Below are 14,812 nucleotides of genomic sequence, written 5' to 3'. Positions count from 1 at the left end.
CATACGCACTTCCTTTACAGACCATCCTTTATTTAACGCTCATACTAAGCTCAACCATTACACTTGGTCCGTATTGCTTCAGTTCATCAATTTCAGCCTTTGTCAACATGGTTCCTTCCGACACTACAGTCTCTCCATGGGCATTGACGATGTTTTTGGTGGCTTGCTTTCCTTCTAACAGTTCCTCTTGTTTACGATCGAGGTCATCCACACGGTTCTGGTTAGCTGTAAAGTTAAAAGTCTTCTTTTCTGGTTGTGCTTGCAAACTTTTTTCAGTTTCTTCCATTAACACATCACCAGATATAAATTCTTCGTTAAGGATTAATAATTTCTCTCCATAAGTAATGATGTAGTCGGAAGAGACTTCAACGATTTGTTCATGTTCTGTAAAAAGATCTACAGAAAGGACCTGGCCATTTTTTTCGTTTACATAGAACTCCTTAACTTCCCCCACCAGTTCTCCCACACGCGTCATCACTTGCGCTCCGTTTATGGAAACCTTTTTATTGATCAATTGATTTGCGATAGGTATTTCATTCAGGTCTAATATGGAATGTTGACTCTCCACAGTAATCGCATACTTGCCGATTCCGATGATTTTTTGAAAAGGAATCGCTTTTACACTCACTTGCCAATCTTCGTGTTCAACTGTCAAAAAATCTACGGAGCCTTTCTCAGGATTGACAACGATTGATTTGACTCGTCCAATTTCTTCTCCATCGGAAATACTGATGATTGGAAAACCGATAATTTCTACACTTCTTTTCATATGTAACTACACACCCATTCATTATTTTGTATCAATCACTTGTTTGTGACGTAAATAGTTCAACTCATCTAAAATCAGCGGATAAGGAGCCATTTTTTCAATTAACACTTCTACGAATACACTCATGACATCTGTTTTCCCCTGTTTCATGTAAAACTTCAACAAATATTGCGCAATTGAATAATACTCCAAGTCTGGTAGATTGCTAGATAAATGCGCTTTAATATACTCCTCGTATTGGTCAGGTTCTAACTGCTTTTCCATATAAGATATTTTTTCAATCATCACATCAAGCAATTGTTTCCGGAGATCTTCATCAGCTACTAACGAATCTTTATGTTTCTCCTCTAAAAGGAGACTATCTCCATCATCTTCTATATCGGCAGGACTACTGCAATCATTGACCGGCAGATCAATATTGATTTCGTCCAACTCTTCCGATTGAATACTTTGTTTACTCAAATCCATTTCCTCGGAAATATCTTCGGTGAAGTTTTTTCCATCACGAGAATTCTCTTTCTCCTCCAATTCCATATCCTCAAACTCTTCTTCATATTTCATAGTAAAATCAATGGCGTCATTTAATTGCTTATTTCGTTCAGCAATCAGTTCTTCTTCGGTGACTTCTGCTTCATTATCTGCTTCCTTTCCTCCTGGTGCCACCTCTCCCAACTCTCTACTTGCCGCTAATTTCTCTTCCGGTTTCATTGATTCAAGATCGATCCCTTGTTCTTCAAGATTCAGATTTCCTTGAGACTCAGTTTCAAGATTTTCATACTCACCTTCGAATACTTTTTCATTACTAGACCCAATATTGGTCTCTGCTTTTGACCTGCTGGCTGCCAATTCCTCTTCTGGAAGAAGGCTTTCTCCCGATGTTTCAATTTGCTCGTTATTATCGTATATTTCACCTATTATTTTATAATCTTCCAGGCTTTCACTATCTGTATGAGGATATGTCACTATCTCTTCCATCTCATCTTCAGGAGGCAACTCAATAGCAGCCGATGATTCACTAAGGTCAGAATCATTCCCCTTCATATTTTCCGGGTCTTCATCTTTTCTCTGAGGATTGACATCCGCTTCGACTTCTTCCTCGAATTCTTTTTGACCAACATCGGATGATGATTCTTCGTGTTTTTCTACCAAGGGTGTAGGTTCTTCAAATTCTAAATCATCTACGTGGTCGAATTCTTCAAATCCTTTTACTTCAGTCGAAGAATTCTCCATTGCTGTAATCTCCTCCATCCCAAGATTTTCTTTAGTATCTGCGGGAACAGGAGAGATTCTATTTTGCATGAATATGGACAGAACTAAACTTAGTAACAGGGCGGCCAATACCCCGATCCAAAAAGTGTAAGTAATTGCAGCAAGCAGTGCCATTGAGCTAACGAGACACCCGCTGAGCCACACCACCAACTTACCCTTTTTCGCCATATTCATTGGTACATATTTCAAGGCAATAAAAGCGACTATGATTACAAAAACCCATACAATTAAATCAACCATTGCTTACCTCCTTCCATCAGTTTTCATAGTAATGGGAATCAATTTCCTTAACCGTAATTTTTTCGATTGTAGGAATACCTTCAGGCGGATTCAAAATGAGTTCTTCTTTATAATTGATTTGGAAACGTGATTGATGGATCGACAAATCGTCCTGGCCTCTTTCGAACCATAAATCATAGACCCTGAAGTGTGAATTATAATAATATCCACCTTTTCTCGTTTTACCCTTCACTGCATTCATCACAATATTTTCACCATAAATCCCTCCATTGATAACGAGGTTTGAACCCACTCCGAACATTTCCAGGTCACTATTCGTATAGAAGAAAGCATTCATTTCCTGCAGGTCCGGTGAGTCTGGTTCTGTGTATAAGTTATTATTCGCTATCGTTAAAGGCCCCTCACTCAGAACGACTATAGTTCCAGAATCATTTTCCATCCCCTCAACTCTTCCACCTGACCTCGTATAAATCGTCCCATTTGTATTCACATCGCCATTGATATATAAATAATCGTCAATATACATCGAACCATTAAAATTCAAATTATCAATCTCTGTTTCGCCATCAATATAAATGAATTGATTGTTATCCAGTCTTATGTCGCCTTCAAGCTCTGCTTCGCCCTCAATATATATAGAACCATCTACTTTAAGTGATCCATACACCTTAAGATCACCTTCTACAAGTAAATCTCCTTTTACATGAGCATCCTGTGAGTTTTTTATTTCAAGACTGGCAGGATCCCAGCATCTTCTTTCCCGATAAAACCCACAATCATAATAGTCTCTAATAGCAAGGTCCTGGCTATAAGTACCATCCATTGATTTATTCCCGGACACTTCATAGAAGCCACTTCCATGCCTGATATCGTTGTGCCTTTTTTCGTTAATCAGTCTTTCTACCTGTAAAGGCTCAATAGTAGTTGTATCACTGATTGCTCTCGGAGCTATATTAAAGTATCGGTTTAAATTTTCAGATGTTGGATTGAATTTATGGGTTCTTCTATCTTGAGATTTTTGATAATAGTTGCCCACCACTCTTAAATCCCCCTCAATACCTGGATAAAATGACTGGACCCAATACTTCCTATAACCTGAAGTGAAATATCCGTGATCATCAATAAAAAGATCACTTCCCACTTGAACATCCCCCTGCAGATAAGAAGCACCATTCAAAATTAAATCGCCAGGAGTCACTGCACTATAACGGAAGACATCGGCGATCGTCGAAATGGTAAACGTTCGGACCCACCTTTTATTCGAACCTTCTACATCTACCTCAATATCAAGGCGCTCCAAAAAAATACCGTTAGAACCATCTTTAAGTACTTGTTCTTTTAGCACTCCTTCTTGTCCCAACTGAGTTCTGGCTTCATTTACAACACCATCGATACGATTAATTACGCTGTCTAAATCAAGCGTTCCGTTTGAAAGATTTGTATTGATCTCTTCCACGCCTTGGAGAATACGAGCGTGAGCTTCTTGCGCTTTCATTTCAGCATCGGACTTCGTTTCAACAAAGTCAGTATTGGCTTTAGTAAATTGATAGGATCCAATGGTATAACTCATTAAGCTCAAACCTAATATACTGAAGATCGTAAACATGATTAAGACAGTGATAAGGACATAACCATCTTGTCTTTTTAGAAAGGAGAAATTCATAAGTTAGCCATTCCCTAGTCTGAAAATTTTCACCAGGCTGTACCGTTCATTTGTATTTTCTTTCATTATTTCAAGATTCACTGTCAACTTATTTCCATTCAACTCGAATGTTGTATTGGATAAGTTCATATCACTTGCATTTTGCTGGACGCCATCAATGTAAAGGTTACCCTCATCAATTGTGATAACGACTTCTTCTTCGATGTATGTAAAAGCAGTTGTTTCTTCATCCATTCCATTCAAGCGAGTAATAGAGCCTGTGAATTTTGTAAAAGTACTTTTTCCACTATCGTTTTCAATAGAATCGACATTGATCAAATAGTTTTCTAAGCTTAAAGTTATGATATTCGTTTCTTTCCTGAGTTCAGTTTTTTTAGCAGACATTTCAATAGAATTAGTAATGAAAAAAAATGCCTGATAAGCAGCAATCATCACAATCATGGATAGACTAAGGACGGTCAATACTTCTACGAGTGTCAAGCCCTTTTCATTGTTCAATCTCATAATTCTACATATCCTTCTAATTCTGTTCGATTTATATTAGATTCGACTGTTACAACTACTTTGAGTAAATGGTTTTTGAGATCCATAGAGTCAGGGTATGTAACTTTTACACTTGCGGTATAACCTTCTACACTTGAGGGGTTTTCGACTTGTAATAAATCCGCGATATCGACATTAACATCCGAATTTAATTGGCTCTTCAGTTCATCCAGTGACTTCGATTGATAAATAGTAAGGACTCCGTCGGCAACCTCCGTACTAGTAAAACCTTTGTCGATCTTCTCTGATTGGGCCATTGTATTCATGACAATCTGAGTCGATACGATAAAGACGATTAAAAGTAATGCCATTGCAACGATCACTTCTACAAGGGAATACCCTTTCTCATCAGCAAAATTCGACATTAACTTTCTCCTCCATTTTTCACCTATTGGCTAAATTATAACGCAAATATAGGTCTTTGTCCTGTAATTATCCGACAAAAAACTATACTTTAGACACAAAAAAACTGTCCAATTGAAAATCATTGAACAGTTTGTACCATTTCTTCATAACCAGCCACTTTATTACGTCCTTTCTGTTTCGCACCGACATACATAGCACGATCCGCCTGGCGTATGAGATCCAATGCTTCCTCACAGTGATCAGGATAGGTAGCCACCCCGACACTTGCCGTAATAGAAATCGAAACAGGCGACCGATCATCAAAAATATGTTCATAAGAAGTAAAAGGCTCTTCAGAAATACTGGACCGAATTTGTTCCGCGACACGTTTTGAAGCAGGAGCATCGTAATATGGAAGTAATAGAACAAACTCTTCCCCTCCATATCTGGCAAGAGTACCTTCACTTCCCGCTACATTTTCAAGTCTTTTTGCCAGATTTGATAAAATTTCATTTCCGCTTCCATGTCCATACGTATCATTCACTTTTTTGAAATGATCGATGTCTAGTAAAACAAGAGAGATGGGTTCGGTTGGGTGCTCATTTTGCCAAGTTGTGAACACTCCTTCTAAATAATCTTCGAAGTAACGATAATTATACAAACCCGTCAAGGCACAGCGTTCACTTTCAGCTTTGGTCTTTTCATAGTGACGCGCATTGTCTATGGCGACACCTAAATAGTTCCCTAAAATGTTCAGGATCATAAACTGAAACTGTAGGAAAGCCCTTCTTTTATTAGAATAAATCGAAATGACAGCGACGATTTCACCTTTTCTTTCAATGGGAACAGAAAGTACACTTTCTGCATGATCTGGTGTAAAACGGTTTTCAAGATGCGACCACTCAGCTTTTTTCTTAAAGAACACACTATTTCCATCTTTCCATGTGTTACCACTAATACTTTCTCCCTTATTCAACTGAATGTCAGGGAAATAGATTTCGCCTGAACGGTCGAAGAATCGGATCAAATCCATCTTTTTTGGAGAACAAACATCATAAACAAAGATATAATCAACTGGCAGTAATTTACTGAGCCTGTCAACGAAAATATCCAGGACTTCTTTCACACCTAGTTCACCTGTCAATTCATGGCCGATTTTACTTGTCTCTTTCAGATATGTATTGATCTGATTACTATTGTGATAAAGCATCAGCATACCAGATATGAAAATAAACGGAATTCCGACAAAGAAAATGCCGCTTACTCCGAATTCAGAAAAAACCATGTACAGCACGAAGCCGATCGGAAGGACAAGACATGCTGTCATCATCTCCCAAACCAAACCTTTATCTAACCAGCTCACTTTCTTCCTATATAGTACTTTAGCGACCACCTTGATGGTAAATTGGTTAAGGACCAATTGAGAAAGAGCGTATGATACTATTGGAACAGCATCTGTAATGCTGTCCACTGCTGCTTCCCCATGTGTGCCGCCTAAACCATAGTAAATCAGTGCTGAGACGACAGAGATGAGTAAAAACATAAGAAGATTGATCGGTATGCGATGGGATTGACTTTTTCCTACCCTCATTTTAGCCATCAATGCGAAGATGGCTATCTGCGAGACAATGATTTCAATGAACAATCCATAGTATAGAAATACTGCAAACGCGATACCATGAGTGAAAAATACAGGGTTGTCCCCTATCTGTAAAGGAAACAAAGCGACGATGGACGCAAGAATGATAAATGAAAGGATTTCAACTGTGTTACCTGAGACAACAGGATCCAGCCATGTGTAAAGTCCATAGAGGCTGACCGGCCACACGAATATCCATGTGAGCCACACCATTAATATTTTCCCCTTCGTCAACCTCACCACCCCATCCCTTAGCCCTGTATATATTTAAGACTTTTTTACCATTTGAAAATTCAGAACATTAACATATTATCATAGAGTTGCTCTTGATTCAAAATATTTCCTTACATTTGAGATGAAATATAAGGAGCCTGTGATCAATAATACACCATTTTGTCCCACCTCTTCTGCAGCTAGTTCAATCGCCTCAGAATATTGCGATACTGCAAAAGTCTCTTCAATGGGGGAAAGTTCAGCTAAGTCGGGGGCAGATAAAGACCTCGGAAAATCAAAGGTCGTAGCATAAACCACATCTGCTATATCACTCAGTTGTTTCAACATTTTTTTGACGGGTTTATCCTCTAAAGCGGCATATACTAAAGCGATTTTTTTGCCGTCGTAGTGACTTTTCACTGTCTCAACAAGGGCTCGAGTCCCTTCTTCATTATGAGCACCGTCGATGATAGTCAAAGGCGTGTTCATCACTTTTTCAAATCGTGCGGGCCAAGTTGTCTGTTTGACTCCAACTCCATACAGGCTACGATCTATGAGCACACCTTGAGATTTCATAATTTCCATTGTCTGGAGTGCCAATGCAGCGTTCTCTACTTGATGTCGGCCTTTCATAGAACTTAACAATTCGTCTGTAGCATATTCTTTATTCTTGAATGAGAATACTTCTCCATCAGGAATGCTTCCGCTATGTTCAACATAGAACTCTTTTCCTAAGGTGTGCAAATCTGCATGACATTTTTCAGCTTGCTGGTGAATGACTTTCCAAGCCTCCGCTTGCTTGACTCCTGTCACAACAGGGACCCCTTTTTTAATGATTCCAGCTTTTTCTTCTGCAATCTGTTCTATCGTGGACCCGAGGATGTTCATATGATCAAGACCAATATTCGTAATAGCTGAAAGGATAGGCGTTACAATATTGGTCGAATCATACCTTCCTCCTAAGCCCGTTTCAATCAGAACATAATTTAAATGCTGGTGTGAGAAATAAACCATCGCCATAGCTGTGATGATTTCAAATTCTGTTGGTTCCCCAAATGGTGTACGCTGCAGTTCTTCAGCTAAAGGCTTCATTCTTTCTACAAGGAGAGCAAGGGATTCATCGGAAATCGCCAGCCCGTTCATACTGATTCTCTCATTGAATTTTTCTATATAGGGAGACGTAAACGTGCCAACTGAATAGCCTTGTGCTTGGAGCAAGTGGCGCAAAAAAGAAACCGTTGATCCTTTACCGTTTGTACCAGCGATATGGATGACACGGAGTTTTGCTTCTGGATGACCCAGTTTTTCCATCATCCACGACATTCGCTTTAACCCAGGTTTTACTTTGAATTTCTCTCTTGAGTGGATCCAGTCAATTGCATCTTGGTAGTTCATCAATTCATCCCTCATTTCAAAAATGGGAGAGTACTCCGCAGAATACCCTCCCATACCGATTATGCTTTTAACTCTTTGATGCGTGCTTCTGTTTTCGCACGTTTATCAAGATAGTCTGTTTCTTTTTCACGTTCTTCTTCAACTACATGCTCTGGTGCTTTACTGACAAAACCCTGGTTGGAAAGTTTCTTTTGGACGCGTGTTACTTCCTGATCCCATTTCTTCCATTCGTTCTCAAGGCGCTCGATTTCATCATCAATGTTGATCAGCCCTGCTAATGGAAGATACAGCTCTGCTCCAGTTACAACAGCAGACATTGCTTTTTCAGGTGCCTGAATGTCCGTAGCCATCGTCAATTCACTTGGATTACAGAACCGCTCCAAGTAATCACGGTTTTTCTCAAGTTCATTCAACACTGCTTCGTCTTTCGTCTGGATCATTAACTGAATTTCTTTAGACATTGGTGTATCTACCTCAGCCCGGATATTTCTGACTGATCGAATAATGGACACGAGGCGTTCCATCTCCTGGACCGCTTGCTCATTATGGAAATCTTCACGTACTTCCGGCCATGCCGCCTGAGTGATCGACTCCCCTTCATGAGGCAAGTGCTGCCAAATCTCTTCAGTAATAAATGGCATAAATGGGTGTAGCATACGCATGATTTGGTCCAGTGTATAGGCGAGAATTGACCGTGTTGTTAATATACGCCCTTCATCTTCGCCATATAAAGGAAGTTTCGCCATTTCAATATACCAATCACAGAAGTCATCCCATATGAAGTTGTACAAGTGACGACCGGCTTCTCCAAATTCGTATTTATCGATATTGGTAGTCACCTGTTCTATCGTCTGGTTCAACCGAGTGAGTATCCATTGATCAGCAACTGACTTTTCACCAGAAAGGTCGATATCTTCAAATTTCAAGTCACCCATATTCATCAGTGCGAACCGGGAAGCATTCCATATTTTATTGGCAAAGTTCCAAGTAGATTCTACTTTTTCCCAATGGAACCGCAAGTCCTGCCCTGGTGAAGAACCAGTGGATAGGAAATAACGAAGTGAATCAGCTCCATATTTATCAATGACATCCATCGGATCAACACCGTTGCCTAACGATTTACTCATTTTACGTCCATCCGCATCACGGACAAGGCCATGAATCAATACGTCTTCAAAAGGACGCTCATCAGTGAATTCGAGCGATTGGAAAATCATCCGACTGACCCAGAAACCGATAATATCATAGCCTGTAACAAGTACATTGGTCGGGAAATAGCGTTGGTAATCTTCGCTTTGCTCATCAGGCCAGCCCATAGTCGAAAATGGCCATAGGGCAGAAGAAAACCAAGTATCTAGAACATCATCGTCTTGTTTCCAGTTTTCCAGATCTTCAGGTGCTTCTTTGCCAACATAAACCTCACCGGTTTCTTTATGATACCAAGCTGGAATCCGGTGCCCCCACCATAGTTGACGGGAAATACACCAATCACGTGTGTTCTCCATCCAATGTAAGTATGGTTTTTCAAAGCGATCAGGCACGAAATGGACCTTGTCTTCACCCTTTTGCAATTCAATGGAGGCATCTGCAAGTGGCTTCATGTCGACGAACCATTGAGTGGATAGATAAGGCTCAACAACTGCCCCGCTACGTTCAGAATGCCCTACAGAGTGCATATGGTCTTCAATTTCAAAAAGAACGCTTTGTTCTTGAAGATCTTTGACGATTTGTTTACGACACTCAAACCGATCCACACCCTTATATTTTCCAGCGTTTTCATTCATGGATCCGTCTTCATTCATAACGAGAACTCGCTCTAAGTCATGACGGTTTCCGATTTCAAAGTCATTAGGATCGTGGGCAGGGGTGATTTTCACCGCACCAGAGCCGAAGTCCATATCCACATAATCGTCAGCGACAATTTCGATCTCTCGGCCGATGATGGGTAATACAGCCTTTTTACCAATCAAATGTTTGTAGCGTTCATCTTCTGGATGTACAGCAATGGCTGTGTCACCAAGCATTGTTTCTGGACGAGTGGTCGCGATATCAATGGTGCCTTCATCGTCCTTCAACGGGTATCGCATGTGATAAAATGCACCCTGGACATCTTTGTATTCTACTTCAATATCCGAAAGCGCCGTTTGAGTGGCGGGATCCCAATTGATGATGTATTCTCCGCGATAAACCATCCCCTTTTCATAAAGGGTGACGAAAACCTCTTTTACAGCGTCAGATAAGCCGTCATCAAGTGTGAAGCGCTCACGGGAATAGTCTAATCCGAGGCCCATTTTTTCCCACTGTGCGCGGATGAACTTCGCATATTCATGCTTCCATTCCCACGACTTTTCAAGAAATTTTTCACGGCCAAGATCGTGACGTGATACCCCTTCTTCACGCAGTTTCGCATCCACTTTCGCTTGAGTTGCAATCCCTGCATGGTCCATACCAGGAAGCCATAATACATCATAGCCCTGCATTCGTTTCACACGAGTAAGGATATCCTGCAATGTCGTATCCCATGCATGACCAAGGTGAAGTTTACCTGTCACATTCGGGGGCGGAATGACGATTGTATAAGGTTCCTTATTCTTGTCACCTGTAGCTTCAAAAAATTTACCATCTACCCAATATCGATACCGATCCTTTTCAATTGTGGCAGGATCGTATTTCGTGGGCATCGAAAGATCTTCTTGACTCATTTCGACCTTCCTCCTTCTATTTTCTTTATCAAAATAAAAATCCCTTCCATCCAAAAAAGGACGAAAGGGATTCATTTCCGTGGTACCACCTTAATTTACAGGAATCACTCCTGTACACTCGACTAAGATAACGGCTTCTAACCGGCTTCTCCTACTTCATTGTTCAAAGAAGCTGCATCAAGGGCGACCTTCCATCAACAGGGTTCCTGGAAAACTCTCACCAAATGTTTTCCTCTCTGAAGGAATTGTTCACGTACTCTTCCCTATCTAAGCATTTCACGTATAAAGACTATATTACATATTGTATATAGAAATGACTCATTTAGTCAACTATGGATCAAAAAATGCACAAAAGCCCCTGGACGAATATCCAGGAGCCATCCTTGAATCTGTCAGAAAAGAGGTGCTGTGAGTGAGCCGCTTTTATCGTTACCGTTTGCCACCATGGTGTAGAAACTGGCTTTATGTCATTGAAAAATCGATGTTGCCAATCGTAATTTTCCAAGCGATCAGAACCCTTATTTTCCCCACTACCTTCGATATTTTCCTGTTGGGTCTGGTGTTGGGTATCTTCCTTGCCTTCAAATATAAATGGCTTTAACTTGGAATATAAACGATTTGTCCAGGAGAAACATCTTCTGCGTAATCATTGACGCGCTCCAACTGTTTTACAGAAACGTCATACTTCTCAGCAATAGAGGACATGGTTTCCTCTTCCTGGGCAATATACATCTTCATTTGAGTGTACGTTTCTTCTCTGTTCGGGAACAGATGCTTAAAGATCTGCTTGATCCCGTCCATACCTCCTGGGGCTTCTGCGCTCTCTCGTGATGAAACAGATTCAGAAGAAGAAGGATTCATATCTTCAACCTTCACTTCCCCCCAGTTATCAGTATTTTCATAGGAGTTCTCTTCGGGTGGAGGGCTTTGCTGATGCATATCAGGGGCATGGCCAAAAAACTCAGGAAAGCTTTGCGTTTTCTTATAAAGCCATCTCCCACCTTCATCATCATCCTGATCATTTGGATTTCCAGCATCATTTTCGTCGTTAATCCGAAATACCGGTGCTTCACGTTCTGGAAAAACTGGGCGATCTTCTTGAGCTGGCACTTCCATGTTGACTGGTCCAACCCCTGCAGACTCATCGAAGTCATGCGGATTGGCTGCCGGCGTCTGCTTTTCTTCTACTCCATTGATATTCAAGTGGGCATGCAGCCGAAGTTGACGATTTGCAGGTAGTTCATAGTCAAAGCTTTCAATATCGATCAATACATCTTCTAAATTTGAAACTCTTTCTAAAGGAACCGTGATTTCCACAGGGAAGGCATGCGTAAACAAGTGAACCCCTTCTTCGGAAGGCTCTACATGATCCATAACCCGTACAGACTGAGCGTATGACCCATCCTCTTGATTGGAAGCTTCTCCAGTCGGTATATATTCGCCGGCCAGTTCCACTGTGCCTTTCAGCCGTACTTCATCCCCCAGCTCTTCAATGGTTATTTCGGGCTCAAGCGATATTCCTATCAACTCACGTACTCCCTGTCCTTCCTTAAACCATATCGATTCATCTAAATAAAATGAAAATACATTTTGTTTGTTTTGCATTTTTAGTCCCCTCCCTAAGATCATAAAAACTATTCTCTATTATCACCTTATGCGGAGGTTGGAGTTATATACATCAAGTCAATATAGAAGCTAAAAAAAACGCATGAGTTCAAACTCCATGCGTTTTTTTCTTATTTAATGGTGGAGAATACTTTTTCTGCCGCTTCAATTGTCTTTTCAATGTCTTCATCTGAATGCTTGACTGATAAAAACAAACCTTCAAATTGAGAAGGAGGCAAATAAATACCTTCCTGAACCATCCCCTGGAAGTAGCGGGTGAACATTGCTAAGTCGGATTGGTTTGCTGTTTCAAAATTAGTCACAGGTTCATCTGTAAAGAAGAAACCGACCATGGAACCCGCACGATTTACTGTCAAAGGAACTCCATGCTTCTCAGCTGCTTGCTGATAACCTTCAATAAGACGATCCACTTTCCTATTGATCGCTGCATAAGCATCTTTGGTCATTGCTGAAATCGTCTCGTAACCAGCGGTCATCGCAAGAGGATTACCTGATAAAGTTCCAGCCTGATAGATATCTCCTACCGGGGCTACACGCTCCATGATTTCACGTTTGCCACCATAAGCACCGACCGGAAGTCCACCGCCAATCACTTTACCTAGACAGGTCATGTCCGGGGTAACACCGAAGTGGCCTTGAGCACTATGGTAACCAACACGGAAGCCTGTCATGACTTCATCAAAAATCAGCACAGTCCCATTGTCATCCGTAAGCTGTCGTAAATCCTGAAGGAAGCCTTCATTCGGTGGGACGACTCCCATATTACCGGAAACTGGTTCAATAATGACCGCTGCAAGGTCATCACCGAATTCTTCAAATACATAGCGCACACTTTCAAGGTCGTTATAAGGAACTGTAATCGTATTTTGGGCAATTGATTCTGGTACACCAGGTGAATCGGGGAGACCGAGTGTTGCTACACCTGAACCTGCTTTGATCAGCAAAGAATCCCCATGGCCGTGGTAGTTGCCTTCAAATTTTAAAATCTTGTCCCTGCCCGTATAACCTCGGGCCACTCGCAACGCGCTCATCGTCGCTTCTGTACCTGAATTGACCATACGTAACATTTCAATTGAAGGTATCCGCTCTTTTACAAGTTCAGCAAGTTGGTTTTCTATTTCTGTCGGCGCACCGAAACTCGTCCCATTAGCAGTGACTTGCTTCAACGACTCTGTCACCTTTTCATCTGCATGACCTAAAATCAAAGGTCCAAAACTCAGGACATAATCGATATACTCATTTCCATCCACGTCATAAAGCTTCGAACCTGAACCTTTTTCCATGAAAATCGGATCCATTTCTACTGAAGTGAATGCACGAACAGGTGAATTCACTCCCCCAGGCATTAAGTCTACTGCTTTTTTATATGCATTTGAAGAACGTTTAAAATCTTTCATAACCACGCATCCTTTCTAACCATTGAGTATCGTTTATTGATTCAGCCAACGTGCTGCATCTTTAGCAAAATAAGTGATAATCAGGTCTGCTCCAGCCCGTTTCATGCTTGTCAGTTTTTCAAGGACGATTTCTTGCTCATTGACCCATCCATTTTGAGAAGCTGCTTTGATCATCGAATACTCTCCGCTCACATTATAAGCGACTAATGGTAAATTAAACCGATCTTTCACTTCTCTCATGATATCAAGGTAGGCCAAAGCTGGTTTAACAATCAAAAAGTCCGCCCCTTCGTCTACATCTGACTCTGCTTCACGAATCGCTTCAAGACGATTTGATGGATCCATTTGATAGGCGCGACGATCACCGAATTGTGGGGAGCTATGAGCAGCGTCACGGAATGGACCATAAAATGAGGAAGCATATTTCACAGCATAAGACATGACCGGAACATGGCTGAATCCTGCTTCATCCAGCCCTTTACGGATGGCAGCAACGAAGCCGTCCATCATATTAGAAGGAGCAATGATGTCTGCTCCTGCTTGTGCTTGAGTGACAGCAGTTTTCGTGATATAGGATAGGGACTCATCATTTGCGATATCTCCTTCACGTACAACTCCACAGTGGCCATGATCTGTATATTGGCAAAGACAGGTATCAGCAACCACCGTCAGTGATGGCGTGTCCTCTTTTATCTGACGGATGGCCCTTTGAACGATTCCATCTTCATGATAAGCTTGACTACCTACTTCGTCTTTTTCATTAGGCACCCCGAACACAATGACAGAGCGGATATTTAAATCCACGAGTTCTTCCATCTCTTCATTTAAATAGTCTAATGTCACTTGGTGAACACCAGGCATAGAAGCTACTGGATTTTTTACTCCTTCTCCTTCAAGCACGAAGATAGGGAAAATCAAATCTTCTGTACGAAGGTGCGTTTCTCTTACTAACGCTCTCATTGATTCTGTTCTGCGCAGACGCCGGTGTCGCTTAAAGTTTATGTCTCTCAT

Annotated in this window: 11 protein-coding genes and 1 other annotated feature; all 11 genes read right to left on the bottom strand. The window is 41.1% G+C overall.

The annotated features are described in order from the left end of the window. Positions 1-28 precede the first annotated feature (28 nt). The 11 genes from ACTWPX_RS12620 to hemB all read right to left on the bottom strand — a co-directional run bounded on the left by ACTWPX_RS12620 (position 29) and on the right by hemB (position 14,812). Positions 29-769 (bottom strand): PRC-barrel domain-containing protein, encoded by a 741-nt coding sequence (locus ACTWPX_RS12620; RefSeq protein ID WP_443120081.1) that lies wholly within the window; start codon positions 767-769, stop codon positions 29-31. A 21-nt stretch (positions 770-790) separates the two neighbouring features. Then, complete coding sequence (locus tag ACTWPX_RS12615) at positions 791-2,278, bottom strand: hypothetical protein (protein ID WP_443120080.1); 1,488 nt, start codon at positions 2,276-2,278, stop codon at positions 791-793. Positions 2,279-2,294: 16 nt separating this feature from the next. Beyond that, complete coding sequence (locus ACTWPX_RS12610) at positions 2,295-3,848, bottom strand: polymer-forming cytoskeletal protein (protein WP_443120079.1); 1,554 nt, start codon at positions 3,846-3,848, stop codon at positions 2,295-2,297. Between the two features lie 96 nt (positions 3,849-3,944). Beyond that, a complete protein-coding gene (locus ACTWPX_RS12605; RefSeq protein WP_443120078.1) occupies positions 3,945-4,445 on the bottom strand; it encodes a PulJ/GspJ family protein in 501 nt (166 codons plus the stop codon). Then, complete coding sequence (locus ACTWPX_RS12600; RefSeq protein ID WP_443120077.1) at positions 4,442-4,849, bottom strand: PulJ/GspJ family protein; 408 nt, start codon at positions 4,847-4,849, stop codon at positions 4,442-4,444. Before ACTWPX_RS12600 ends, ACTWPX_RS12605 begins: the two co-directional genes overlap by 4 nt. 119 nt (positions 4,850-4,968) lie before the next feature. After that, positions 4,969-6,681, bottom strand: coding sequence for a diguanylate cyclase (locus ACTWPX_RS12595; protein ID WP_443120076.1), 1,713 nt, complete (start codon positions 6,679-6,681; stop codon positions 4,969-4,971). Positions 6,682-6,780: 99 nt separating this feature from the next. Further along, complete coding sequence (locus ACTWPX_RS12590; protein WP_443120075.1) at positions 6,781-8,076, bottom strand: bifunctional folylpolyglutamate synthase/dihydrofolate synthase; 1,296 nt, start codon at positions 8,074-8,076, stop codon at positions 6,781-6,783. 59 nt (positions 8,077-8,135) lie between these two features. Beyond that, the gene (locus tag ACTWPX_RS12585) at positions 8,136-10,778 is read right to left on the bottom strand and encodes a valine--tRNA ligase (RefSeq protein WP_443120074.1); all 2,643 of its coding nucleotides are present in this window, start codon (positions 10,776-10,778) and stop codon (positions 8,136-8,138) included. A gap of 53 nt (positions 10,779-10,831) precedes the next feature. After that, positions 10,832-11,057, bottom strand: a binding site (T-box leader). A 318-nt stretch (positions 11,058-11,375) separates the two neighbouring features. Continuing rightward, on the bottom strand, positions 11,376-12,383 hold the full coding sequence (gene spoVID / locus ACTWPX_RS12580) for a stage VI sporulation protein D (protein WP_443120073.1): 1,008 nt from the start codon (positions 12,381-12,383) through the stop codon (positions 11,376-11,378). 131 nt (positions 12,384-12,514) lie between these two features. After that, positions 12,515-13,801, bottom strand: a complete 1,287-nt coding sequence (gene hemL / locus ACTWPX_RS12575) for a glutamate-1-semialdehyde 2,1-aminomutase (RefSeq protein ID WP_443120072.1) — start codon at positions 13,799-13,801, stop codon at positions 12,515-12,517. 33 nt (positions 13,802-13,834) lie between these two features. Further along, entirely contained in the window at positions 13,835-14,812 is a 978-nt protein-coding gene (gene hemB, locus ACTWPX_RS12570; RefSeq protein ID WP_443120071.1) for a porphobilinogen synthase, read from the bottom strand.

Source organism: Halobacillus sp. H74 (genome assembly GCF_052246715.1).
GTDB classification, from domain to species: domain Bacteria; phylum Bacillota; class Bacilli; order Bacillales; family Halobacillaceae; genus Halobacillus; species Halobacillus litoralis_A.
The sequence above is the reverse complement of the archived record's forward strand: the minus strand, read 5'-3'. Positions and strand labels throughout refer to the sequence as shown.